Source organism: Burkholderia cenocepacia, from assembly GCF_900446215.1.
Lineage (GTDB): Bacteria > Pseudomonadota > Gammaproteobacteria > Burkholderiales > Burkholderiaceae > Burkholderia > Burkholderia cenocepacia.
Genome location: NZ_UAQZ01000007.1, coordinates 368,670 through 392,144, shown reverse-complemented (window position 1 = coordinate 392,144; position 23,475 = coordinate 368,670). Strand labels below are relative to the sequence as shown.

20 protein-coding genes are annotated in these 23,475 nt (G+C 63.9%); 5 read left to right on the top strand and 15 right to left on the bottom strand.

Going from position 1 to position 23,475, the window contains the following annotated elements; translation table 11 throughout:
* The first annotated feature begins 3 nt into the window (after window positions 1-3).
* From DTA15_RS15760 to DTA15_RS15750, 3 genes are all read left to right on the top strand, one after another.
* On the top strand, window positions 4-978 hold the full coding sequence (locus DTA15_RS15760; protein ID WP_006493043.1) for an AraC family transcriptional regulator: 975 nt from the start codon (window positions 4-6) through the stop codon (window positions 976-978).
* Between the two features lie 76 nt (window positions 979-1,054).
* Window positions 1,055-1,912, top strand: a complete 858-nt coding sequence (locus DTA15_RS15755; protein ID WP_006484752.1) for an AraC family transcriptional regulator — start codon at window positions 1,055-1,057, stop codon at window positions 1,910-1,912.
* Between the two features lie 44 nt (window positions 1,913-1,956).
* Window positions 1,957-2,364: a DUF2000 domain-containing protein gene (locus DTA15_RS15750; RefSeq protein WP_006484757.1), complete on the top strand. Its 408-nt coding sequence runs from the start codon at window positions 1,957-1,959 to the stop codon at window positions 2,362-2,364.
* A gap of 30 nt (window positions 2,365-2,394) precedes the next feature.
* Here the strand turns inward: DTA15_RS15750 and DTA15_RS15745 are convergent, their stop codons facing one another.
* From DTA15_RS15745 to DTA15_RS15730, 4 genes are all read right to left on the bottom strand, one after another.
* The gene (locus DTA15_RS15745) at window positions 2,395-2,745 is read right to left on the bottom strand and encodes a VOC family protein (protein ID WP_006484732.1); all 351 of its coding nucleotides are present in this window, start codon (window positions 2,743-2,745) and stop codon (window positions 2,395-2,397) included.
* A gap of 65 nt (window positions 2,746-2,810) precedes the next feature.
* Window positions 2,811-3,734, bottom strand: a complete 924-nt coding sequence (locus DTA15_RS15740; protein ID WP_006484773.1) for a DMT family transporter — start codon at window positions 3,732-3,734, stop codon at window positions 2,811-2,813.
* Between the two features lie 13 nt (window positions 3,735-3,747).
* On the bottom strand, window positions 3,748-4,734 hold the full coding sequence (locus DTA15_RS15735; RefSeq protein ID WP_006484762.1) for a 2OG-Fe(II) oxygenase: 987 nt from the start codon (window positions 4,732-4,734) through the stop codon (window positions 3,748-3,750).
* A 29-nt stretch (window positions 4,735-4,763) separates the two neighbouring features.
* Complete coding sequence (locus DTA15_RS15730; RefSeq protein WP_006484709.1) at window positions 4,764-5,744, bottom strand: hypothetical protein; 981 nt, start codon at window positions 5,742-5,744, stop codon at window positions 4,764-4,766.
* 133 nt (window positions 5,745-5,877) lie between these two features.
* Between DTA15_RS15730 and DTA15_RS15725 the strand changes: the two genes are divergently transcribed.
* The gene (locus DTA15_RS15725; protein ID WP_006484768.1) at window positions 5,878-6,729 is read left to right on the top strand and encodes a LysR substrate-binding domain-containing protein; all 852 of its coding nucleotides are present in this window, start codon (window positions 5,878-5,880) and stop codon (window positions 6,727-6,729) included.
* 93 nt (window positions 6,730-6,822) lie between these two features.
* Here DTA15_RS15725 and DTA15_RS15720 read toward each other — a convergent pair whose 3' ends face one another.
* From DTA15_RS15720 to DTA15_RS15700, 5 genes are all read right to left on the bottom strand, one after another.
* Window positions 6,823-7,524: an ABC transporter ATP-binding protein gene (locus tag DTA15_RS15720; protein ID WP_006484776.1), complete on the bottom strand. Its 702-nt coding sequence runs from the start codon at window positions 7,522-7,524 to the stop codon at window positions 6,823-6,825.
* A complete protein-coding gene (livG, locus tag DTA15_RS15715) occupies window positions 7,524-8,297 on the bottom strand; it encodes a high-affinity branched-chain amino acid ABC transporter ATP-binding protein LivG (protein ID WP_006484760.1) in 774 nt (257 codons plus the stop codon). The genes DTA15_RS15720 and livG overlap by 1 nt, the downstream gene beginning before the upstream one ends.
* Window positions 8,294-9,565 carry a high-affinity branched-chain amino acid ABC transporter permease LivM gene (locus DTA15_RS15710; RefSeq protein ID WP_006484731.1) on the bottom strand — a complete coding sequence of 424 codons (1,272 nt, stop codon included), beginning with the start codon at window positions 9,563-9,565 and terminating at the stop codon, window positions 8,294-8,296. Before DTA15_RS15710 ends, livG begins: the two co-directional genes overlap by 4 nt.
* An 11-nt stretch (window positions 9,566-9,576) precedes the next feature.
* The gene (gene livH, locus DTA15_RS15705) at window positions 9,577-10,503 is read right to left on the bottom strand and encodes a high-affinity branched-chain amino acid ABC transporter permease LivH (protein WP_006484734.1); all 927 of its coding nucleotides are present in this window, start codon (window positions 10,501-10,503) and stop codon (window positions 9,577-9,579) included.
* Between the two features lie 183 nt (window positions 10,504-10,686).
* On the bottom strand, window positions 10,687-11,805 hold the full coding sequence (locus tag DTA15_RS15700) for a branched-chain amino acid ABC transporter substrate-binding protein (RefSeq protein ID WP_006484706.1): 1,119 nt from the start codon (window positions 11,803-11,805) through the stop codon (window positions 10,687-10,689).
* Window positions 11,806-12,591: 786 nt separating this feature from the next.
* Between DTA15_RS15700 and DTA15_RS15695 the strand changes: the two genes are divergently transcribed.
* On the top strand, window positions 12,592-13,245 hold the full coding sequence (locus DTA15_RS15695; protein ID WP_077180933.1) for a hypothetical protein: 654 nt from the start codon (window positions 12,592-12,594) through the stop codon (window positions 13,243-13,245).
* A gap of 179 nt (window positions 13,246-13,424) precedes the next feature.
* On the opposite strand, the gene DTA15_RS15690 is transcribed toward DTA15_RS15695, so the two are convergent.
* The 6 genes from DTA15_RS15690 to yfiB form a co-directional block, all read right to left on the bottom strand.
* Window positions 13,425-13,823: an immunity protein PIM1 family protein gene (locus DTA15_RS15690; RefSeq protein ID WP_012493513.1), complete on the bottom strand. Its 399-nt coding sequence runs from the start codon at window positions 13,821-13,823 to the stop codon at window positions 13,425-13,427.
* 48 nt (window positions 13,824-13,871) lie between these two features.
* Window positions 13,872-15,128: an RHS repeat domain-containing protein gene (locus tag DTA15_RS15685; RefSeq protein ID WP_227743194.1), complete on the bottom strand. Its 1,257-nt coding sequence runs from the start codon at window positions 15,126-15,128 to the stop codon at window positions 13,872-13,874.
* Window positions 15,129-15,430: 302 nt separating this feature from the next.
* The gene (locus tag DTA15_RS15675; protein WP_006484765.1) at window positions 15,431-19,978 is read right to left on the bottom strand and encodes a DUF6531 domain-containing protein; all 4,548 of its coding nucleotides are present in this window, start codon (window positions 19,976-19,978) and stop codon (window positions 15,431-15,433) included.
* 7 nt (window positions 19,979-19,985) lie between these two features.
* Complete coding sequence (locus tag DTA15_RS15670; protein ID WP_006484761.1) at window positions 19,986-20,408, bottom strand: DcrB-related protein; 423 nt, start codon at window positions 20,406-20,408, stop codon at window positions 19,986-19,988.
* A 21-nt stretch (window positions 20,409-20,429) separates the two neighbouring features.
* Window positions 20,430-22,550, bottom strand: a complete 2,121-nt coding sequence (locus DTA15_RS15665; RefSeq protein WP_012493514.1) for a type VI secretion system Vgr family protein — start codon at window positions 22,548-22,550, stop codon at window positions 20,430-20,432.
* A 404-nt stretch (window positions 22,551-22,954) separates the two neighbouring features.
* Window positions 22,955-23,464 (bottom strand): outer membrane lipoprotein YfiB, encoded by a 510-nt coding sequence (gene yfiB / locus DTA15_RS15660; protein ID WP_012493515.1) that lies wholly within the window; start codon window positions 23,462-23,464, stop codon window positions 22,955-22,957.
* Window positions 23,465-23,475 lie beyond the last annotated feature (11 nt).

Genomic DNA, 23,475 nt, shown 5'->3' with positions numbered 1-23,475 from the left:
TAGATGGCCGGAACCGTATTCGCTACAATCGAAAATCCGCTTTTCTTTTGCGAGAGTCCGGCAATGAGCGACCCGCTGACCGAAGTCGTGACGCTGCTGCAACCCGGCGCGCGGCACGCCAAGTACGTGCGCGGCGCGAGCCCGTGGGCGATCAATCGCGTGGTCGCCGGCGAGCCGTTCTACTGTGCGGTCCTCGACGGCGGGTGCCGGATCGCGATCGACGGGCACGCGCCGATCGAGCTGCTGCCCGGCGATTTCGTGCTGATTCCGGCGGCCTACGGCGTGGCGCTGTCGAGCCTCGACGCGCCGGCGCCGGGCGTCGAAACCGCGCCGCCCGTCCCGCTCGCCCCTGGCGAGTACCGGATCGGCGACCCGACCAACCCGATCGATACGCGGATGATGGTCGGCAACTGCAGTTTCGGTTCGCCCGATGCATCGCTGCTGGTGTCGTTGCTGCCCCGCTTCGTGCACGTACGCGGCGAGCCGCGGCTGACCACGCTCGTGCAACTGGTGCGCGACGAGTCGCACGCACAGCGGCCGGCCCGCGAGATCGTGCTCGCGCGCCTGCTGGAAGTGCTGCTGATCGAGGCGCTGCGGTTCACGACCGGCACCCACGCATCTCCCGGCCTCGTGCGCGGGCTCGCCGACAGCCGCCTCGCGGCCGCGCTCCGCCGGATGCACGAACGCCCCGCGCACCCGTGGACGATCGTCGAGCTCGCGAAGGAGGCCGCGTTGTCGCGCTCGACGTTCTTCGAGCGCTTCAGCCGCGCGGTCGGCGTCGCGCCGATGGAGTACCTGCTGACGTGGCGCATGGCGCTCGCGAAGGATCTGCTCCGCCGCAACGAAGGCCGCATCGCGGAAATCGCGGCGCGCGTCGGCTACCGCTCCGCGAGCACCTTCAGCGTCGCGTTCACGCGGCATGTCGGCCGCCCGCCCGCGCAATACGCGCGCGACGAACAGATAGCGATCGAACCATGAACCGCACCGCCCGCCCCCGTCGCCTCGCCGGCTGCGGATCCATCCCGTCACGCGATGACGACGTGCGAGGAACCCGATGACGACCGCGACGAACCGAACCGGCACGACCGACCACTGGCTCGTCGCGCGCCGCGATGCGGACACCGGCATCGAAAGCCTGCACGCGCATTTCACCGGCCATGCGTACGATGCGCACGACCACGACGACATGCTGGTGGGCTTCACCGAACAGGGCGTGCAGCGCTTCCAGTGCCACCGCTCGCTGCATACCAGCGTGCCGGGCCGCGCGATCCTGATCGAGCCGGGCGCGATGCACGATGGCCACGCGCCCGAAGCCGGCGGCTTCACGTACGGGATGCTGTACCTGCCGCAGGCATGGGTCGAGCGCGCCGCGCGCCGGCTCGACCTGCCGGGCCTCGGCAGCGTCGAAGCGACGTTCGGCCATACGCTCGTCGACGATCGCGGCCTCGTCGACGCGATCCGGAACGCGTTCTTCGCGATCCACGACAACGAAGGCCGGCTCGCACGCGACCAGACGCTCGACCGCTTGCTGATGCGGCTCGGCAGCCAGCTGGGCGGCCCGCTCGCGCTGGAAAGCGCCGTCGTGCCGCCCGCGATCGCGCGCGTGCGCGACCTGCTGCACGCACACATGGACGGCAACCTCGGCCTCGACGAACTCGCGAGCGTCGCCGGCATCGACCGGTTCCGGCTGACGCGGATGTTCCAGCGTGCGTTCGGCACGTCGCCGCACGCGTATCTCGTGCGCCTGCGGCTGCGTGCCGCGCGCAAGCTGCTCGCCGCCGGCCGCACGCCCGCGCAGGCGGCCGCCGACGTCGGCTTCGCCGACCAGAGCCACCTCGGCCGCTGGTTCCGCCGCGCGTACCGGATCACGCCGGCCGCGTACCGGCAACTTTGCACAAATGTTCCAGACTGATCGCGCGCGCCGTCCGATCATGAGCGCTCCAACCAGGAGCAAGCATGTTCGATACCAAAGTAGCGCTGATCGTGCGCGACGATCTAGCGGCGTGGCAGAAACTCAACGTGGTCGCGTTTCTCGCGACGGGTGTCGCGGCCGGTGCGCCGGACGCCCTCGGCGAGCCTTACGAGGATGCGGCCGGGCGCCGTTACAGCCGGATGCTGGGCCAGCCGATGCTGGTGTTCGCGGCCGACCTGAACGGCTTGCAGGCCGCGCATCGGCAGGCGCTGTCGCGCGAACTGACGATCGTGCCCTACGTGCGCGCGATGTTTTCGACCGGGCACGACGCGGCCAACCGCGCGGCGTTCCGCGCCGAGGATGCGGACAATCCCGATCTGGTCGGCCTGGCGCTGCACGGGCCGAAGAAGGCCGTCGACAAGGCGGTGAAGGGGCTGGCGCTGCATGCGTGAACGCCGGCGTACCCGACTCCCGTCGCCGGCTCAGCGATGCGCGAGCACGTTGACGAGCTTGCCGAACGGGTCGCGCACGTAAAACCGCCGTACGCCCCACGGTTCGTCGGCCGGCCCGTATTCGACGGACATGCCGGCCGCCCGAACCCGCGCGAGCGCTTCATCGACATCGTCGACCTCGATCGACAGATCGGGCGTCGGCGTGCCCGATCCGCCGTGCGACGCGAAGCTGATCTGCACGTCCATCTGCTCGGCGTTGCCGTAGGTCGCGATCCAGCCGTGGTCCATCAGCAGGTCGAGACCGAAGATCCGTTGGTAGAAGCGCCTGGCGTCGTCGATCGAGCGCGTATCGACGTTGGCGACGATCCGTTTGACTTTCATCGGGTTCCTTCACGAGTCGGGCAGTCTCGCGAAGCTACACCGGAATCGCGCGCGCAACCAGTGCGTCAGCGGCCGGCCGTCTCCATGTCCGCGCAGCGCGGCCGCGCGGGCCGCGCGCCGTGCTTGCCGGCCAGCCAGACGCCGATCGCGACGACGACGATGCCGACGTAGGTCGTCACCTCGATCCGGTCGCCGAACATCCATGCGGCCCACAGCAGCGTCACCGGCGGTTCGAGATAGACGAGCGTCGCCACGCGCGTCGCGGGCATGCGTTTGAGGAGCGCCCACAGCGACAGGTAAGCGATGAAAGTCGAGAACACCGTCAGCCACACGACCGACACCCACACGTTCGGCTGCGTCGGCACATGCAGGTCGCCGGTGACGAGCCCGCACGCCGCGAACAGCACGAGGCTCACGCAACCCTGCACGAACAGCGGCAGGAACAGCCCGTCCTCGTTGCTGCGCGCGGCCGTCAGCGCGCGGCGGCGCTGATAGATCGTCGCGATCGACAGTCCGAACGCGGACACCAGCGGCAGCAGGTACATCACGATCCCGACCGACCCGGCCGGCAGCGCATATTGCCCGCCGATCACGATGCCTACGCCGACGAACCCGACGACGAGCCCGGCCCACTGGCGCGCCCCGCTGCGCTCGCTGCCGCCGAACGACGTCATCGCCGCCGTGATGAGCGGCTGCAACGCCGCGACGATCGCGGCGATGCCCGGCGGCAGGCCATGCTGGATCGCGACGTACACACAGGCCAGATAGAGGAACTGCGACAGGAAGCCGATCACCGCGTGATAGCGGATTTTTTCGAGCGTCAGACGCGCGAGCTGGCGATTGAGGACGATCGCAAGGCACAGCGTGACGAGCAGGAACCGCCAGAACAGCAGATTGAACGCGCCGGCCGTCTCCGCGCCGAGCTTGGCGCCGATGAACCCGGAACTCCACGACAGGACGAAAACGAGTTGGAGCAGGAAAAGCTGCATGGCGCGACGGTTCTCAGAAAGTGGCCGGAGCCAGACGCTGGTCGCCCAGGTCTTCCGGCCGGATCGGTTCGAGCCCCAGGCGCAGGTACTGCAATTCGGCGTCGTCCCGAAGGGCACGCTGCAGCGCCAGCCAGTTGACGACGGTGCGCGGAATACCGTCGTCCGACGCGAGATGCCAGAACCCGTTGTCGTCCTCGCGCGTGGTCGGGCAATGAAACGACAGCACCAGCGACATGCGACGCCCGCCCTGAACCGGTTCGACGCCATGAAACAGCTTGCTGCCGTAGATCAGCAGCGCATCGCCCGCGTTGTCCAGATTCGCGGTCTTGACGTGTCGGCGCGCCCGATCGTGGCGATCGAACGTCTCCGCCATCGATTCGTAGAACAGAAAGTTGCCGCCTTCGTACTCGGCGCGATCCGACAACACGATGTTCAGCACGAAACTGGTGCCGTCGGTATGCCACATGCCCAGTTGTTCCTTGCCGTCGCGCTGGTCCGTCGGATAGTAGTAATTGAACTGCGAGCGCGCATTGGCCATCGGGTACGGAATCAACGGCACGCCGGCGAGGCGCGACACCCGCAGCAGGAACACGCGATCGTGCATCATGTCGTCGATGAACCGCGAGCGGCTCGTCACCGCCCGCACGCGCTTCGAGATGATCCAGTTGCTGCTCGACGCACTGCCCTCCAGCGCGCGGCCGATCTCGCGCAACGCGTCGACCGCTTCGTCGGAAAACAAGCCGCGCAGGTGACACACCGCGTTCAGCGCATCCGAGCGCGTACCGCGCATCGGCACGTCGCGATAGCCGAGATCGTCGAGGTTGCGGCGGTAGCGCACCTCGTAGCCGTCGCGCAGGCACGCGCTGGACCAGCGCATCGGTTCCGTCGACGCGTCGAGCCTGCCGCCGACGTTCGCGCCGACGGACAGCGACGTCCGCAGCGCCAGCCTCACCCGGCCGAACCCGCGCGCAAACACCGGCAATGCATTTCCCTTGTTCATCGCGTGCCTCGCTGTCGACGTTTCGCCATTCAGCCCTTGAACTGCGCAATCTGGTACACGACGCTGCCATCCCCGCTGCGCAGCTCGTCGATCACGCGGCAATTGCCGTGGCTCAGGCGAACGTGGCGGAATTGCTCCGGCGTGTATTTCAGGCAGACGTTGGTGATCAGATGCCCGTCGGCCCCCGCTTTCGACACCGGCTGCAGCGTGACCGCCACATGGAACTGGTCGCCCAGCAGATTGAGCCGCACGATCGATACGTGATGCTTGCCGAGCGGCTCGAAACCCTGCTGCCGGCTGACGATTTCGGAGAACCGCACCATGTTCTCGTTCTGGTAGAAGTTGTAGATGGGCTCTTCGCGCCCTTCCACGAGCAACTGCATCTCCGACACGACGTAAGTCGACTTGCCGCCGAGATTGCGAATCAGCCGGCCGATCGTCACCGGCAGCTCGTTGCCTTCCTGGAATCCGAGCATCGTGATGAACGTCACGTCCTGGCCCAGGTCGATATGGTTCCACTGCACGTTCCGGTAATCGTCGGCGATGTAGTTGAAACAGCCCGGCGTTTTCAGGAACGGCATGATCGCGTGCCGCATCGCGTCTTCCGACGACTCGTTGATGTCGACGGCCGTGTAACGCAGATGGTTCGGGCCGCCGCCGCTGACCGCCTTCATCAACTCGGTCGTCTTGACGGGCTCGGGCCCGAGCTCGATGTAATGCACATGGCGGCCGCGCGACAACGTCGCGAGCCGCTCGCTCAATGCGCCGATCGCTTCGCGTAACGACCCGTTACCGTCGCGATCCGCGCACAACGCCGGGCTTCGCACGCCCAGCTCGTTCAGGTTGCGCATCAGCGCAAAGACTTCGCGCCCCGCTTCCCGCCGCCGCGCATCATCGTCCGTGCGATGCAACGTCGAATATTTTTCGTGATTCTCGACCGTCCATACCGACTCCGCCTTCAGCTTCCTGTCCCGCACCAATGCATCTACGACAAAATCATTGATCGACATGAATCGTTCCCCGGATGCGTGCAACGCCCGACCGGCTGCCTGCCGTTGTCTGCCTGTTGACCCGAGAATATGGGATGCCCAATAATTCCGTCAATCGACATTACCTGAATCACTGATTCGGAAAAACCAAATCATGCCGCGTACCCTGGACGTCGACCTGCTGCGTACCTTCCACGCCGTCGCGAAGCTCGGCCGCTTCAAGGATGCGGCCGTTCATGTAAACCGCAGCCCGTCGTCGGTCACCGCGCAGATTCAGAAGCTGGAAGAGATGGTCGCGCAGCGGCTGTTCACGCGAAACAACCAGGCGGTCGAACTCACGCAGTTCGGCCACAAGCTGCTGAGCGACACCACCGAGTTCCTGCTGAGCCACGACCGGCTCGTCGAATCGCTGTCGCCGCAGATGCTGACCGGCAAGCTGCGGCTCGGCATCCCCGATTCCTACGCCGCGCACTTCATGGCCGAATTCCTGCCGCGCTTCGCCGCCGACCGGCCGCTGCTGGAACTGACGGTCGAAGCGCGCTCCAGCGAAGAGTTGCAACTGCTGTTCTCGCGTGGCCAGCTCGACATCACGATCGCCGTGGTGCCGAAAGCGCTGCAGCACGCCGAACTGCTCAGCAAGACGCATCCGGTGTGGGTCGCCGCGCGCACCTTCAAGTTCAATCCCGATGCGCCGCTACCGATCGCGGTGCAACTGCAGGGCTGCCCGTACCGCGACACCGCGCTGAATGCGCTGAAGAAGGCGAAGATCGCGCACCGGATGCTGCTCGAAAGCGCCAGCTCTCCCGCCGTGGAAGCGTGTATCGCGAACGGGCTGGCGGTCGGCCTGATCGAGCACGATCGCGTGTCGGGCAACCTGACGAGCCACGTCGCCGGCATCGTGCTGCCCGATCTGCCGCCGCACCTGATCACGGTGCTGACGGACGACAGCAATCGCGCCGCGCTGCATCTGCGCGACGTATTGAAAAGCACGTTCAGGATCGGATAACGAAGACAAGGCCGGGAACCCGGCCTTGCAAGCAGAAGTGAACCGCCGGAAAAACTGCCGCCGGCCCGTTGCAGGCCGGCGGGCTTTCTCTCGTCAACCGCCGAGATACGCCTGCTTGATGCGGTCGTTCGCGAGCAGGTTCGCGCCCGTGTCGGCCAGCACCACGCGCCCCGTTTCGAGCACGTAGCCGCGGTCGGCCACACCGAGCGCCTTGTTCGCATTCTGCTCGACGAGGAACACCGTGACGCCTTCGTCGCGGATCGTGCGGATGATGTCGAAGATCTGCGCGATCACGAGCGGCGCGAGGCCGAGCGTCGGCTCGTCGAGCAGCAGCAAACGCGGCTTGCTCATCAGCGCGCGGCCGATCGCCAGCATCTGCTGCTCGCCGCCCGACATCGTGCCGGCCCGCTGCGCCGCGCGTTCCTTCAGGCGCGGAAACAGCTTGAACACGTGCTCGATGCCGTCGTCGATCTCGTGACGGCTCGCGAAGAAGCCGCCCATCTTCAGGTTCTCGAGCACCGTCAGGCTCGGGAACACGCGCCGCCCTTCCGGAGAAATCGCCATTCCCTGCCGCATGATCTGGTGCGTCGACATCGCGGTGATGTCGTTGCCCTCGAACAGCACGCGGCCCGACGACGCGCGCGGCGTGCCGCACACGGTCATCATCAGCGTCGTCTTGCCGGCGCCGTTGCTGCCGATCAGCGTGACGATCTCGCCCTTGTTCACTTCGATCGACACGCCCGCGAGCGCTTCGACCGCGCCGTAGTGCGTATGGACCTGTTCCAGCTTCAGCATCACTCTTCCCCCAGATACGCCTTGATCACGCGCGGGTCGTTGCGGACCGCTTCCGGCGTGCCGATCACGATCGGCCGGCCGTGCTCCATCACGAGGATGCGGTCGGACACGCCCATCACGAGGCTCATGTCGTGTTCGATCAGCAGCACCGACACGCCGAATTCACGGCGCAGCTTGTCGATCAGGTGCTGCAGCTCGATCTTTTCCTGCGGGTTGAGGCCCGCCGCCGGCTCGTCGAGCATCAGCAGGCGCGGCTCGGTGATCATGCAGCGCGCGATCTCCAGACGCCGCTGGTGCCCGTACGACAGCGTGCCGGCCGGCCGGTTGGCGACCGACGTCAGCCCCATCCGGTCGAGCCAGACGGCCGCGCGTTCGAGCGCTGCCTGCTCGGCATGACGATACGCGGGCGTCGCGAACAGGCCGTGCAGCAGCCCGGCCTTCACCTTGCGATGCTGCGCGACGAGCAGGTTCTCGACGACGGTCAGCGACTTGAACAGCCGGATGTTCTGGAACGTCCGCACCAGCCCCTTCAACGCGATCTTGTGGCTCGGCAGCCCGCCAATCGCGTGGCCGTCGAGCACCACGTCGCCGCCGGTCGGCTTGTAGAAGCCGCCGACGCAGTTGAACACCGTGGTCTTGCCCGCGCCGTTCGGCCCGATGATCGCGAACACCTCGTCGCGGCGCACGTCGAAATCGATGCCGTCCACCGCGAGCAACCCGCCGAAGCGCATCTGCAGCCCGGCCACCTTCAACAGTTCTGCATTCGCGCTCATTGCGGCAGCTCCACGTGGGGACGGCTCGCGGGCAACAGGCCCTGCGGACGCCACATCATCATCAATACCATCACGAGACCGAAGATCAGCATCCGGTACTCGGCGAACCCGCGCGCGACTTCCGGCAGCACGGTCAGCAGGATCGCCGCGAGAATCACGCCGAGCTGCGAGCCCATCCCGCCGAGCACGACGATCGCGAGGATCAGCGCCGATTCGATGAAGGTGAACGATTCGGGATTCACGAGGCCCTGACGCGCCGCGAAGAACGCGCCGCCGATCCCCGCGAACGCCGCGCCGAGCGTGAACGCCGACAGCTTGATGCGCGTCGGGTTGAGACCCAGCGAACGGCACGCGATCTCGTCGTCGCGCAGCGCTTCCCACGCACGGCCCATCGGCATGCGGATCAGGCGGCTCGTCACGAACAGCGTGAAGCCCACCAGCAGCAGCGCGATCAGGTACAGGAAGATCACCATGTGCTCGCCGCTGTATTCCAGCCCGATCAGTTCATGGAAGGTCTTCGCGCCTTCGACGCTCGCCGAGCGCGCCATCTCGAAGCCGAACACCGTGGGCTTCGGAATGCTCGAGATGCCGTCCGGGCCGCCGGTGAGGCTCGTCAGGTTGTTCGCGAGCAGGCGGATGATTTCGCCGAAGCCGAGCGTGACGATCGCCAGATAGTCGCCGCGCAACCGCAGCACCGGGAAGCCGAGCAGGAAGCCGAACGTCGCCGCGGCGATCGCCGCGATCGGCAGGCATTCCCAGAACGACAGCCCGAAATACTGGTTCAGCATCGCGTACGTATAGCCGCCGACCGCGTAGAACCCGACGTAGCCGAGATCCAGCAGCCCCGCGAAACCGACCACGATGTTCAGCCCGAGGCCGAGGATCACGTAGATCAGCGCGAGCGTCGCGACGTCCACCGCGCCGCGCGAGCCGAAGAACGGCCACACGAGGCCGACCGCGAGCAGCACCCAGATGATCACGCGCTGCTGCCGCGCGCCCATCGTCGGCGCCGCCGGCAGCTTCACGACCGCTTTCGCGCGCATCAGCCACGGCTTGAACAACTGGAACAGGAACACGGCCGCGACCGCGATCCACACCGGGCGCCAGTGCGGCGTCAGCACCACCTGATAGCCGTCGAGCTTCAGTTGCAGCCCGAGCACCGGAATCGTGAGGATCGCCGTCAGGATCGCGGCGGCCACGGCGTTCTTCAGCGCCTGGCCGAACGACGCGTCGGCGGCCGGGCGGCGAACGGAAATGACTTGACTCATCTGCGTCTCCCTCAAACCTTTTCGATGTCCGACTTGCCGAGCAGGCCGGTCGGGCGGAAGAGCAGGATCAGCACGAGCAGGCCGAACGCGACCACGTCCTTGTACTCGGCCGGCATGTAGCCCGCGGCGAAGGTTTCGGCGAGGCCCAGCAGCACGCCGCCGAGCATCGCGCCCGGAATGCTGCCGATCCCGCCGAGCACCGCGGCGGTGAACGCCTTGATGCCCGCGACGAAGCCGATATACGGATTCAGCTTGCCGATCGTCAGCCCGATCAGCACGCCGCCGACGGCCGCCAGCATCGCGCCGAGCACGAACGTGAACGAGATCACGCGGTTCGTGTCGATGCCGAGCAGGTTCGCCATCTTCATGTCTTCCGCGCACGCACGGCACGCACGCCCCATCCGCGAATGCGAGATGAACAGCGTGAGCGCGATCATCAGCACGATCGTCACGCAGACGATCAGCAGACGCGCATACGGAATCGTCACGTCGTAGTCGCCGCCGAGATGGATGTCGAATGCGCCGGAGATCAGCACGGGCACCGACACGTCGCGCGCGCCCTGGCCGATCTGCACGTAGTTCTGCAGGAAGATCGACATGCCGATCGCGGAGATCAGCGGCACGAGGCGCGGGCCGCCGCGCAGCGGGCGATACGCGACGCGCTCGACCGCGAAGCCGTACAGGCCGGTGACGATCACCGACACGATCAGCGCGGCGCCGAGCACGAGCGGCAGCGGGTAGCCGGCGGAGATGCCGATGGCCGTCAGGGTCACGAGGCCCACGTACGCGCCGATCATGTAGATCTCGCCGTGGGCGAAGTTGATCATGCCGATGATGCCGTAGACCATCGAATAGCCGATGGCGATCAACGCATAGATCGCACCCAGCGTCAGGCCGTTGACCAGCTGCTGGGCGAATTGAGGAAAGAAGTCAGTCATGTGCGGGAAGCTCCCGTTGGCGCTGGGTCGCATGCCGTCGCCGGATCACGGCGCTCGGCCGCGCGCAACGCACGGTGTCGTCTCGGGCCGCCCGCTGGCGCGCATGGGGCAGATGCGCGGCCAATACGCACCCGCCCCGTCCGGGTTTCGGACAGGGCGGGTGCGCGGGCGGGTACTCCGTTGTTACTTGGCGGCGGTCTTCGTCGCGTCCTTGTGCCACGTGTACACGACGAACTTGAACGCCTTCAGGTCGCCCTGTGCGTCATACGCGACCTTGCCGATCGGCGTGTCGAACGTCGTCTTGTGCATGTACGCGGCGACCTTCGTCGGGTCGGTCGTCTTCGCGCCCGCGATCGAGTCGGCGATGATCTTCACCGCGGCGTACGACGGCATCTGGAACGGACCGTTCGGGTCGCGCTTCTTGTCCGCGAACGCCTTCACGAGCGCCGCGTTGGCCGGATCGGCCGAGAAGTCGGCCGGCAGCGTCACGAGCATGCCTTCCGAAGCCGGGCCGGCGATCGCCGTCACGTCCTTGTTGCCCACGCCTTCAGGCCCCATGAACGTCGCCTTCACGCCCTGCTCGCGCGCCTGGCGCATCAGCAGGCCCATTTCCGGGTGGTAGCCGCCGAAGTAGACGAAATCGACGCCTTGCGACTTCAGCTTCGTGATGATCGCCGAGTAGTCCGAATCGCCGGCGTTGATGCCTTCGAACAGCACGACCGGGATCTTCGCGGCTTCGAGGTCCTTCTTCACCGACGACGCGATGCCCTGGCCGTACGACTGCTTGTCGTGCAGGACCGCGACCTTCTTCGGCTTCACGTTGTTGATGATGTAGTGCGCGGCGGCCGGGCCTTGCTGGTCGTCACGGCCGATCGTGCGGAAAATGAAGTGGCGCTTCTTGCCTTCCGTCAGTTGCGGCGCGGTGGCCGACGGCGTGACCATCACGATGCCTTCGTTCTCGTAGATGTCCGACGCGGGAATCGTCGAACCCGAGCACACGTGACCGATCACGTACTTGATCTTCTGGCTGACGATCTTGTTGGCAACGGCGACGGCCTGCTTCGGTTCGCACGCGTCGTCCATCATCACCACTTCGAACTTGTTGCCGCCCGCACCGCCTGCCGCGTTGATCTGTTCGATCGCGGTCAGCGCGCCGGCCTTCACCATGTCGCCGTATTGGGCGACCGAGCCGCTCATCGGACCAGCGATGGCGATCTTCACGGTTTCCGCTTGCGCGGCGGCGGCGCCGGCGGCGAACAGCACGGCGGCGACGGAAATGGACGTAAGACGGGACAGCGTCATCTGGGAGCTCCTCGATGTTGTTTAGTCATACGGGCAAAGGCGGCATGACTTGCGCAATCGAACAGCACCCGGGGCGAGGACTGGGACACGCCCGAGACACATAGAAGACGGAACTCCGGCGGAATGTTGCGTAGCGGGGCCCGGCTCTTGCAGTCCCCGAAGGGGACGTCTGGTTCGGAAAGACATCGTGATGCGTCTTGCATTGCGCAAGCGTTTCGCCTGCCCCGCTTGCCAAATCGCTCGTTCGGAGGGATGGTCCGACAGCCATTGGCAAGGCAGTCGAAATTATATGGGCGTTTTTCAATCGTCTGTCAAAAATGCCTGTCGATTGAGGGAAAACACGTACGTTTTTGAGATGGGTGGGTGGCGATGGGGGCGCAACCGCGACGCGGCGACAACGTTTGCTTCGGGTGCAATCGGGTTGCTATTTTGGCAAGAAGGTGGGAGCGGGTTCCTTTCTGGGCTTGGCGTTCGGCGACGGGGATTTCCCGGTGATGCATTTTTTAGGTTGCCAAGGGCCCTGGTCGCTGGGGATCAATCGACTGATGATTGTGTTGGCACGCACCAGGACGGGGCGCTCAGTGAGGCGGCAAATATTACTGTTTATCTGAAAAACTAAACAATATGAAAGCTTTTTGATATTTTCATGAAATAATACGAGCTCGCTTCTGCAATCCAGCCAGCCTCCCTGCAAGTCGCGTTCGCCGCGCCTCGCAGTCGCTTCAGGGCCGCTTCGACGCCCCCTCGTCGCTCAGCCGCCAGCCAGTGATCTGCCGTTTTTGTTCAATGCACATCACCTGCTTCGGATCGCCCATGAATTGCCCAGTCCGCCTCTCTTCCGCCGCCGCGATCGCGTGCGCGCTTTCTGTTTCTGCTGCCCATGTTTCGGGACGCGATACGCTGACCGATCGGTCGGCCGGTGCCAATGTGTTTCGCTCGGAGCGGCGTGCGGCTGCTCGGGATGACGGGCGCGCGGTGAGGATGAGCCGCCCACGCGTACAGTTCGCCGCGCCTGCCGAACGTAGCCCGTTCGATACGCCGGATACGCGGCCATTGCGGGTAACGAGTGATGCGCTGGTGGCGCCGCTGCCCGCTTCTTCCGGGCGTGAACCCGATTTCGTCTTGCCGCCGAACCGCGTCGCGCTCGGCGCGGGCGGGAACGATAGTCTGGGTCGCGCAGTGCCCGGGTATGAGCAGCGCGAGCAAAACTGGCATGAATACCTGCGCGCGAACGGTTCTCGGCCTGCTGGTCGTGGCGGCTCGTATGCGCCGCAGCGGCCGTACGATGCGCCGCGTGGTCCTCACGGGGCGCCGAATCCGTTCGATCCGTCGGTGCCGCAGCCAGAGACGCGGACGTTTTATGACAATGGATCGGGGACGAAGTGCACGGCTACCGGTGGTGCGAGGACGTCGCGGTCGTCTTGCGATATTGCTTGGTGAGGTGGGATTTCGGGGTAGCGGCCGCTTACGGCCGGTCTACCCTGCCCGGCGCGCTGCGCGACGTTGCGCAGCGCGGTCGCATTTCGCGGCGTTGCCTTTTCATGTGCGTGATGATTACGCCTGCCCGGCTCAATATCAATCCGCGCCTTGCGCGCCCGGGACAAAACACGCATCGTTGATCAGCCACATTCCACGTCCCCGTCATCCTCATTCAGCGGGAAAGTCCCCATTTTATAGCTGCTCCACAAAACCCTAACGGGCCAGCTATCCGGTTTCCCTGCCAACATGCTCTTTGCGATCAGTTCGACGTCGTCTGAAACTCTTCCGGCGATGTCGGAATTTCCCGAGACTCGAAACGAGAGTTTGAATGCCTTCTCTCTAATAGAATCCAAGAATTTCTTGTCGTCAGCCACGAGGGTGAGTCTATCGACCTCGTTAAATGCCTGCATCCAGTGATCGTCGAATGATGCGGCATCCCTTTTGCCAAGTAGGCCATCGAAATCCAGTCTAGCAAAAAAATCGAAAAAGCCCGGCTTGGATATCTCCGAATCGATACTATTCAAAATCTCATTTGGCATTCAACAATCCCTGTTCCTTGTGCCGTTGGCGCCAGAGCAGCGCTACCGTCAGTATAGATTCTCACACCCTCCGGGCTGAGGGATAACTACCATTGAGCTTCCAGATCCGCCGCCCATACACGTCATACTCGAAGCGCTTGTCCTCGAATACCTTGAGCCGGTTGTGCTCGACGTAGCCACCCGGGTGATCGCTCGACACCAGGTTAGCCGCCGCATCCCAGCGAAACACTTCCGACGGCAATCCCGGCCCGCCGCCTGTTCGATGCGCCCCGTCGGGTCATACCGATAGCTCGTCGCGCCGTAGCGTTGATCGCGCTTCTGATCACGTCGCCTGCAGCAGGCGTAGTGCCACTGCTTCGCAAGCAACTCGCCGCCCGCCGTACCGTGCTGTGCGGTTTGTCGAGCACGGCGCCCCACTGCGTCATACCCGAAATGGCTCATCAGCTTGCTCTGCGTCCGCAGCACCTCGCGATGCAGATCATCCCGTTCGATGTCCGCAACCGCGGCACCGTCGAAACGAATCTGGTGCGCGTGCTCCGACCCGGAATGCAGCCAATCGATCGTGCGCCCGCCAGAAATCGTCGTGCTGACGCGGTTGCCAAGCTCGTCGTAGGTGTGTGCGAGCCAGCCGGTCGGCGTGTATTCCTCGACGACTTCTCCACGCTTGTCGTACTTCAGGCTGACGCGATTCTTCAGCGATGGTCCGCGCGCGGCGAGCGTGTACAACTCGGCCGATGTGATCCGGCCCGCCTCGTCATACCGGTATTCGCAACGTTCGTGCGCGACGTGCTTCGCCGTCAACCGCCCGATCACATCGCGTTCGTATCGCGTCTCGATCTGCCCGTCGCGCACGATCGTGCCTTGCCCGCAAACGTCGTACTCGTACGCACGCTTGTGTCCATCGAGACCAATCTGCGCGGAAACGAGATCGCGACGGTCATACTGAAAGCGATAAGTCTCACGGTTCTCGTCGGTCAGGCTCGCCAACCGGTACGCCTCGTCATAGCCGAACTGCACGACCCGCCCAGCCGCATCCGTTCGAGACGAGAGCAATCCCCGCGGATTGACTTCGTAGCGCGTGCTGCCCTGATTCGCATCAATGACCTCGACGAGACGCCCCGCCGCATCGTACCGAAACGTTAGACGCGCACCATCGACCGTCCCGATCCCCGTGCCCCCCATCGCATCCGTTTCGCACACGGTAGCCTGCCCGGCCGCATCGGTCACCCGCGTGAGCGCACCGCGTGCGTCATACGCAAACCGCGATGCAAACCGCGTGACCTTGCCGGAGCAATCGGTATACACGATCAAGCCAGCGCCGTTAAGACGGCATGCGCATTAGACATTCGCGCAAGCGCTTAATCAACTCTGGGTTTCCAGTGCAATCTATGGGGCGAATATTGTCGAGCGCCGGGACACTCGAATTTATCCACTTCTGTGCAGACTTCGGCCCAGCAACCCAGTAGATCGTATAAGCAAGATCAAGTTGACCATTTAGATCCTTGGCGAGATTCTGGACCTCTGGCAAATCCTTATATTTCGCGAAAAGATCGGAGAACTCCTTCCAGCTATCGTCGCCTGCATAATACTGTTCTAGCTGATTCAAATCAGAACCCTCCAAAGGAAATTAAATTGGCACCATCGGGATTCCGTGCCGACGGCGCAAGAATTCCATCATAGCCGTTCTGGCTGGCCCAGTCCCCCAGTTTGTGAGTGTATTCGTAGTTGTTCCCGGTGATGTCTTCAAGTGTGAACGGCATATCCATTGCCGCCGCAGTTTGCTTTCGCACGCTAGGGTCCGTCAAATCCAAGACATTATTAAGCGTCACGTCCTTGCTGATCAATTCCCGTGTCGACAGATCGACATCCCAATGCGTCACCTCAGCAAGAGCGGTCGCGGGCGAATCCGCACCATAGACGCCACCCAGACCTTTCTTGGTGTATCGATGCCGTGCCGCAACGTTCCATTCGTGCGCGTCCCACGTTGTGTCGAATCGCTCCGGCATCTCATAGCGATAGGCTCGCATACTGATCTTCTTTCCTGCTGGCTTGCATCCCTGCAAACCCAACGGATCAATCCATTGGGAGGGATCATGCACGTACGCTTGCGTCCGAGCTCCACCAAGCAGTCCGATCGGGTCCGCGCTTAGGTACTGTCCAGAATCTGGATCGTAATACCGGTTCAGGTTGTAGTTCAGTCCCGTCTCGTCATCCGCCCATTGACCGGAGAAGCGCAGAGTCGTATCGATTGAAGTCGCGCCGCAGTCCGCGTCATTGGCTGGTCGCTTGACCGGCAACAACTTTCCCCATAACGAATAGGCGGCTTTCCAGACGGGTCGCCCCTGTTCATCGAACACCGTCTTCGGCCGGCCTATTTGATCCGTCAAGATAGGGAAGAGACCATCGTCTGTCTCCTGCGCGAGCGGCAAAAAACTGCCCGGCTCGATATGCCAGGTCACGACTTGGCCCGTCGTGCCGTCGCGCTGCTCGATCCAGCGTTCGGCAAGCATCGGACCGTCCCACAGGAACTTCACCGTTTCGCGGCCACCGACTTGCTGCTTCTCGATCCGGCGATTGAAAGCGTCGTAGCGATACGCCCAAACACCGCGCTCGGGCGTAACGACCCTCACGAGCCGATTGAGCCCGTCCCACGTGTATTGCCACGTTTTCGGCCTGACCCCCGGCTGTTCGACCGTCTTCTCGATCGTGCGGCCACGTGCATCGTATTTATAGCGTGCGTAGCCAACCTGTTCCGGCAGACCTCCGCGGCGATAGTGGTGGGCATCCACGGGTGCCCGTTGCCCGTGCGCGGCAATGTTCATCACAGCGTCGTAGCGGAAGTGCTCGCTCGGCTGCAGCAGACTTTCTGCGCAGATGATCTGGCCGCGCTCATCGCGCTGGTAGGTGAGCGTATCCGCGCCGGTGTCGACTCGCTCCAGTTGCCCGGCTGCGTCGTAGTGATAGACCTGCCGCGTCAATTGCTCCAGCGCACGGGCCGGATCGGCTTGCAAGGCATCGAAGGCTACGGCAGGCCCCGCAATCTGCCGGCGTATCCGGCCGAGCGCATCGTACTGTTGCTGCGCGACAAAATCTCCCGCCTCGCGGCCAATCTCGCGCCCTAACCCATCACGCCGGATCGTCAGTTGCCCGACTTGCGTCAAAGCCCCGGATACATCGTACGCATAGGTGGTCTCGCGCCTAGGTGTCATCCGCAGACGGCGTTGTCCATCGGCGTCGTAGACGTGCCGCAACAGTTCGCCATGCTGATCTTCGCCGATCAAGCGGCCATTCCTGTCGTAGGCAAAGCGCGTCACATGAGTGTGCTCACCCTGGACCTCCGCCGACGCCAATCGGCCGCTCGCATCGTAGCGGTAGGCAAGCTTCACGTCGCCGGCATCGATCTCGATGAGTCGGTCGGATGCATCGTACGTATAGCGCCACTGGCCACCGTCGGGCAGTGTCTTCGTCAGCAGGCGACCGACGGCATCGCGGTCGTATTCGGTCGCGCGGCCTCCCCAGTCAATTTCGGCCGCGAGACGCCCGGCCGCGTCGTAGCGGTACGTGTAAGTCTCTCCCAGCGCATTGATAACCTTCGTCAGCCGGGTCGCATGGTCGTACTCAAAACGCGTTGCATGTCCGGCCGCGTCGATCGACGCCGTCAGCAGATCGAATGGACCGTAGGTTCGCTGGATCGTACGTCCTAGCGGATCGATCCACTCGACGGGCAGGCTCTCGCTGTTATAGCGTGCCCTCGATACCGAGCCATCGGGGCGCGTAACGGCGCTCAGCAGACCGCGCGGATTTGCCGGGCCGTCAGCATAGTCGTAACGCGTCACATGCCCGTCGGGCGACGTTTCCTCCAGCAGCCGGCCCAGCGCGTCTATCTTGCGCCTAAAGCGCGCACCCGTTGGCAACTCGATGTCGGTCAGCCGCAGCCGGTCATCGTAGTCCAGGCGTGTCTCGCGATCACCTTGAACTACTCGCAGCAGTTCGCCACGGGGCCCATAGCGATAGGTCGTTTTGTTGCCGTCCGGCTCGGTCCGTGCAATCAACCGAGACAGATGGTCGTACTCGAGCTTGATCGTGCCGCCGTTCGGCAAGCGCGCCCCGGTTAGGCGCTGCTCATCGTCATAGTCGAAGTCAACCGTCCTCCCCGAGCTTTCGACGACCGAAGTCAGTTGGCCTCGCTCGTCGTATCGATAGTCCGTCCGTCGGCCAAGCGGATCAATCCGGGCCATCAAACGACCAAGCTCCCATTCGGAGTAAGTGCAATGACCGAGCGGATCAGTTTCGGCCGTTACAAGGCCTTCGTCGTTATAGGCGTAGGTCCATTCGCCATCGACGTCAATCACGCGTGTGCAGCCGGCTTCGTAGATGAATCGGCCCGTGTGATAGCCCTGCCGTGTACCTGTTTCGACTACACGACCAGCGGTGTCGTACCGATATCGAACATCGGTCTGGTCTGTATCCCGCCATTGGGTCATCCAGCCGTGTTCGTCGTACGCGTAATAGAACTGCCCAAACTGGAAGCTCGCCACATGGGTAAGCATGCCGTTCTGGTAGTCGTAGCCCACAAGCGTTCTGGAACCACCGTCCGCATCATGGAGAACGATCCGTTGCAGCTGACGGTCGCGGCCAGGATAGGCAATCTCGAGCCGATAGCCATCGCTATGGACCATGCCGCTCAAACGGCCAGCAGTATCGTAGGAAAGAACGATCGCGTTGCCGTCGAGGTCCTCGACCCGTTCGAGGCGAGACGAGCGCCCGTCGACGAGCGGCGCGAAAATACGCAGTTGTCGCGTGTCACGATCGAAGATGCGCGGTTCGAGTCGGCTTCCGACCAGCCGATAACGCGGCTCACGAAGGTTGATGCCGTTGAGCGCCATATCCGGCGCGTCAAAGCCGATCACCAGGCCAGCGCCGTCGTGGAATCTCACGAAGCGGCCACCATCGAACGTCAATCGCTGCGACCAGTTGTCCGACCAGCGGTGACCGAGCAATCCATGATCGTCCGATCGAGTCCGATAGCGTCGTTTGAACTCAAGGGGCAAGATTCCGGGAATGGCCAGATCCGTACGGATCTCCAGCATTTCTCCGGATACCGGATCAACCGGGTCCTTGCACTTCGGTCGATTCTCGTCCTTGATACCCCTCTGCTCCGCCGATCGGGTGGGTTCGGGCCGGAATTTTTCGCGCACCGCCCGCAGCCCCTTGCCGCCAACTTTTCCAACTCCGCCGCCTACAATCCCGCCGATCAAGCCCGCCAGGAATTCCTGCGTCGCGGACAGCTCCGGGTTCTTCGGGCCATAATTTCCGGTCGTCTTGTCGATCCAGATACTGTTGCGCCCCGAATTGACTTTGCCGCTGCAGTGGGTCTCGTGGCCGATCCGCACCAGCGGCAGCCCGTTGACGAACACGGTTTTGCTGCCGTCGACGAGCGCCTGCGGCGCGCCGGAATGGTGATCGCATTTCACCAGGTCCGTGACACGCGCCACCTTTTTGCCTTCAAAATATACGTTGCTCGAACCGGTGACGATCTCGCCACAGTTGCTGCCCATACTTTGGCTGGCCGACGCGAGCGCACCACCAAGCGTCAGGCCGCCGGCCATGCAAGCGCCAACGATCAGCGCCCCGGCGAGTCCACCTGTTGCCACAGTCGCCGCCACTGCCACGCCAATCGCAACCCCCACGGCAATGCCGGCGAGAATCCCCATAAAACCTGACGAGTGCGCGATCCGATCGCCAATGCATGCGGGGTGTGGATCGCCTCGGCCGATGGTGAGGCCCAGTGCGTCGCCAACCTGTGTGAACTCCTTCGACAGCCAGCCGGTCACGCCAACCTTGTCGAGCGCCCAAGCTCCCCCGACTGCAATCGCGAGCGGAAGCATGACGGTGCCCGCCGCAACCGCGCCCGCACCCAGTGCCGCCCCGCCGGTCGCGCCACCCGCCAGCGCTGTACCGGCCGCACTCAGCCCGGCGGCCGTCCCCTCAACGGCGGTCAGGCCCGCATCGGCGCCAAGCATCCCATAGTTGAGGTGCTCGTAAAACGGCTGCTCGGCCGCTTTCGCGGCTTCACCGTCCTCCAGCTTGGCGATCTGATCGAGACGTTCCTGTGCGCTGCCGCTCGGTTCGTCGTAACTCGGCGTGTCCGACATTGCAGCCTCAGATCGGATCGCGCAACTGAAGGCTCTGAATCACCGCCCGGATTTGTTCGCGCTGTGTGTCACTCAGCGTACCGGGCGCAGTGAAGGTGAGCATCAGGACAACCTGCCCGTATTCCACCATCGTCAGCCGCTGGTGAATGGGCGCCTGGTTGTTCGTCCAGGTAAACTCGTGCACATGCGCGGCGCGCCCGGAAACCGTGGCGTCTTCATTTGCCACCTCGGCATAATCCGGAACCTGCTTCGCCACCTTCCGGATTTCGCTTGACACATATTCGGCGAACTTCATGCCCCACGGCAACCGCTCGCGCGTGATCACGAAACTCACACCCTCCGTGCCAGTCGCTGCCGACACAAATACGTTCATCGTTTTGTCCTGCCACTCCACGGGCAGCGCCAACGTGCCTTCCTGCATCTGGTACATGCTTTGTTATCCTTATCGGTGTTAGCCGTTCTTCGGGTTGATGTCGGTCCGAGCCGCCTGAATATTGATGTTGCTGTCATCCAGGTGGATCACCGAATCGCCCTTATAGATGTCGATCGAGTCGGCTGTCATATGGATCCGCGTGCCGCCATCGCCGCCGATCTTGATCCAGAGTTCCTTGGCTTCCAGTGTGTGCACACCCTGCGGAGTCTGGTGCAGCGTATTGCCCTGCACGACAACGTCCGACAGGTTGCCAACTGCGACGGCCGTCGTATGGTTGCCCTTGCCAACCTCGACGGTCCGGTCGCCTTTGAGAACTTGAGTCCACTGCGCGTCCTCGACAACGGTATGCATGTCCTTCTGCGCATGCATGTAGAGCATCTGTGCGCCATTGACGTCGCTCATCAGCAACTCGTTCGACCCCTGCCCCTTGTGCGTCTGGCTCTTGATCCCCATCGTCTGGCCGGCCGCGCCGTGATACGGGTTGCCCTGCTCGCCGTTGAACACGCGGCCGACGATCACGGGGTTATCCGGATCGCCCTGATTGAACGCCACCAGCACTTCCTGCTTGATCCGCGGAATCGCGGCCGCGCCCCAGCCGTCTCCCGCCCACGGCTGCGACACGCGCACCCACATCGAATCGGAGCCGTCCTTCTTGCCGCGCCGGTCCCACGGGAAATGCACCTTCACCGCGCTGCCGTTCGTATAGATTTCCTCGCCCTTCGGCCCGACGACGATCGCCGATTGCGTGCCGTGAATCACCGGCTTCGGCGTCGCGCGCGGCGCACGGTACGGAATCTTCTTCGGCAGCAGCGAGAAGCTGTTGCGGTACGGCAGCTTCGCACTGTGCTGCGTATAGTCGTTCACGGCCTCGTGACGCACGTGCAGGATCACGTACTCCTGGTTGTTCTCGAGGACGGGGTGATTCGCGACGGTCACGGCGCCGGCCGTGGTCATGCGCCACGCGTAGCCGCCGCCGGTATAGCGATGGGCTTGCGCCTCCTCGGCCTCCATCGCGAAACGGGCGTAGCGGTTGCCGTCGTCACCATGGTCGTACAGCGACTGGTGCTCGAAGCGCTCGGTCGCATCGAGCCGCGCATGCTTGAGGTTTTGCGGCCCGGCCTCGACCAGCATCAGCGGCGACGACGGATTCTGGTGATTGAAGTCGCGGAACGTGACCTTGCCGACGCCGAAGCGCCGGCCTTCGTGCAACTGATCGATGCCGCTGTCCTCGCTGGCCTCGGTCGCGGCGAACGGCACGGTGGCGAGCCCGTCGATCGGGCGGAACAGCAGGTTCGTGTCGCCGATCACGAGAAAGTGCTTGTCCTTCTCGTAGCGGTGCGTCCACACGAGCCCTTCCTGCTCCATCAGCCGCGCGCAGAAGTTGTAGTAGCTCTCCTGGTACATCACGACGTACTCGAGCGGCTTCTGGCTGGTCCGGATGTCGAACGTGAAATCGGAAAAACCGTGTTCCTGGAAGATCTCGGTGAGGATGTCCTGCGCGGTCTTGTTCTGGAAGATCCGGCAGTCGGTCGAGCGCGTGAGGAACCAGAACCACGGCACGGCCGTCAGGTGGTATTGCGTGACGTTCCCGGGATTGCCGGCCCGGTCGAACGACGCGACGTAGCCGTCGAAGTAGCGGTCGCCCTCGACTGCCCCCGACGCGACGACGCGTTCGAGCGTCGACAGGCGCGCCTGCTGATCGAATCGGATCTTGACCTGCTGGCCGATCAGATCCTCCGGGCGCAGGTCGTGGCGATGCGACAGCAGGTCGAGGTGGATTTCCGGCAACCGGTTCACGTGCTCGTCGACGACGGCCGCGCTGACCAGCAGCACATCCGGGCCAAGCGGCGTGTCGAGTGTCACGTAACGGTTGAGCTGGGTCAGGCGCGCGGGGTTGGCGGCGCCGTTGATCGCTTCGGCGATCGCGCCGGGCGTCTTGTCCATCAGCGAGAAGCCGGTCTGCGCGAGCTGCATCGCGCGCTGGACGGTGTCGACGTGCCCGGCCAGCCCGGCGAGCGGCCCGAGGCTGCCGGCCACGCTCGACGCCACCGGGCCCGCGAGGCCCCCGAGTGCGCTCAACGAGCCGAGCGCACCACCGCCCAATCCACTGGGAATACCCCCGTTCGGAGCGAAACTCATTCTTGTTCCTTGCGTGTGATCTCAGGTTCCATGAGCCGGCTCGCCGGCCCGAAGCCCCGATAATGTAGGGTAAAACCCGACTGTGCGAAAGTCTCGCGCAAACGTTTGCCTTTCGACCCTAAAACCGAAAAACCGGGCCAGCAGTGAAGCTGACTGAAGGCTATCTATCCCCCACGGCTGCGCAGTACGACGGTCTGCAATGAAAACCGTGTCAGCGCGCGTGTCGATAACCTGGACCGCCCGGAACACCGTGACGATCAACGGATGCTCGGGTGTCTGCGTGACAATGGTAAGAAACCGTCCAGACCGACCGCACCAAGGCATTCCCGGGTCGGTGTTTGAACAAACATACTAGGCAACCTGCTGGTCGGCAGGCGTGCAATCGCCATCACGGCGCACTTCCCTCACCGCGGCGAAACCACGATCGCGGCCCGCCGATTCTGCGCCCTCCCCACCGGCGTCTTGTTGTCCCCCACCGGATCGCTCTTCCCTCGCCCCACGACCGCGATCCGCTTCGCATCCAGCCCGACGTCGGCCAGTTCGACGGCAACGACTTCAGCCCGCCGTCTCGACAACTCGAGATCGTAAGCCGCCGTCCCCTCGTCATCCGAGTACCCGTACACCCGCACCCCGTTGATCCCCGCCGACCGCAACGTCCGCCCGATCCTTTCGACGATCCGCCGCACGTCCGGCTTGAGGTTGTACCGGTCGAAATCGAACAGAATCGGCCCGGTCGATCCGAACTCGAATCCCTGTCCGGTCTCCTGGAATCCGGCCGACTTCAGCGCCGTGACCTGCGTCTGCGTCAGCCCGCGATGAAGCGGCGGCGTCTTGCAGCCCCCCAGCAGCATGCACAGCAGCAGTGCGCTCCCGACGCACATCCGCCCCATGCTCACAGGAAACGAGTGGTTCATTTCGCATCCCC

Coding starts and splice junctions, on each gene's coding strand:
- DTA15_RS15710 (WP_006484731.1), bottom strand. CDS start 9,565: ATGAGTCAAGTCATTTCCGTTCGCCGCCCGGCCGCCGACGCGTCGTTC.
- DTA15_RS15695 (WP_077180933.1), top strand. CDS start 12,592: ATGCACATCACCTGCTTCGGATCGCCCATGAATTGCCCAGTCCGCCTC.
- DTA15_RS15670 (WP_006484761.1), bottom strand. CDS start 20,408: ATGTACCAGATGCAGGAAGGCACGTTGGCGCTGCCCGTGGAGTGGCAG.
- DTA15_RS15720 (WP_006484776.1), bottom strand. CDS start 7,524: ATGCTGAAGCTGGAACAGGTCCATACGCACTACGGCGCGGTCGAAGCG.
- DTA15_RS15730 (WP_006484709.1), bottom strand. CDS start 5,744: ATGTCGATCAATGATTTTGTCGTAGATGCATTGGTGCGGGACAGGAAG.
- livG (WP_006484760.1), bottom strand. CDS start 8,297: ATGAGCGCGAATGCAGAACTGTTGAAGGTGGCCGGGCTGCAGATGCGC.
- DTA15_RS15690 (WP_012493513.1), bottom strand. CDS start 13,823: ATGCCAAATGAGATTTTGAATAGTATCGATTCGGAGATATCCAAGCCG.
- DTA15_RS15700 (WP_006484706.1), bottom strand. CDS start 11,805: ATGACGCTGTCCCGTCTTACGTCCATTTCCGTCGCCGCCGTGCTGTTC.
- DTA15_RS15725 (WP_006484768.1), top strand. CDS start 5,878: ATGCCGCGTACCCTGGACGTCGACCTGCTGCGTACCTTCCACGCCGTC.
- DTA15_RS15755 (WP_006484752.1), top strand. CDS start 1,055: ATGACGACCGCGACGAACCGAACCGGCACGACCGACCACTGGCTCGTC.
- DTA15_RS15735 (WP_006484762.1), bottom strand. CDS start 4,734: ATGAACAAGGGAAATGCATTGCCGGTGTTTGCGCGCGGGTTCGGCCGG.
- livH (WP_006484734.1), bottom strand. CDS start 10,503: ATGACTGACTTCTTTCCTCAATTCGCCCAGCAGCTGGTCAACGGCCTG.
- DTA15_RS15745 (WP_006484732.1), bottom strand. CDS start 2,745: ATGAAAGTCAAACGGATCGTCGCCAACGTCGATACGCGCTCGATCGAC.
- DTA15_RS15760 (WP_006493043.1), top strand. CDS start 4: ATGGCCGGAACCGTATTCGCTACAATCGAAAATCCGCTTTTCTTTTGC.
- DTA15_RS15750 (WP_006484757.1), top strand. CDS start 1,957: ATGTTCGATACCAAAGTAGCGCTGATCGTGCGCGACGATCTAGCGGCG.
- DTA15_RS15740 (WP_006484773.1), bottom strand. CDS start 3,734: ATGCAGCTTTTCCTGCTCCAACTCGTTTTCGTCCTGTCGTGGAGTTCC.
- yfiB (WP_012493515.1), bottom strand. CDS start 23,464: ATGAACCACTCGTTTCCTGTGAGCATGGGGCGGATGTGCGTCGGGAGC.
- DTA15_RS15675 (WP_006484765.1), bottom strand. CDS start 19,978: ATGTCGGACACGCCGAGTTACGACGAACCGAGCGGCAGCGCACAGGAA.
- DTA15_RS15665 (WP_012493514.1), bottom strand. CDS start 22,550: ATGAGTTTCGCTCCGAACGGGGGTATTCCCAGTGGATTGGGCGGTGGT.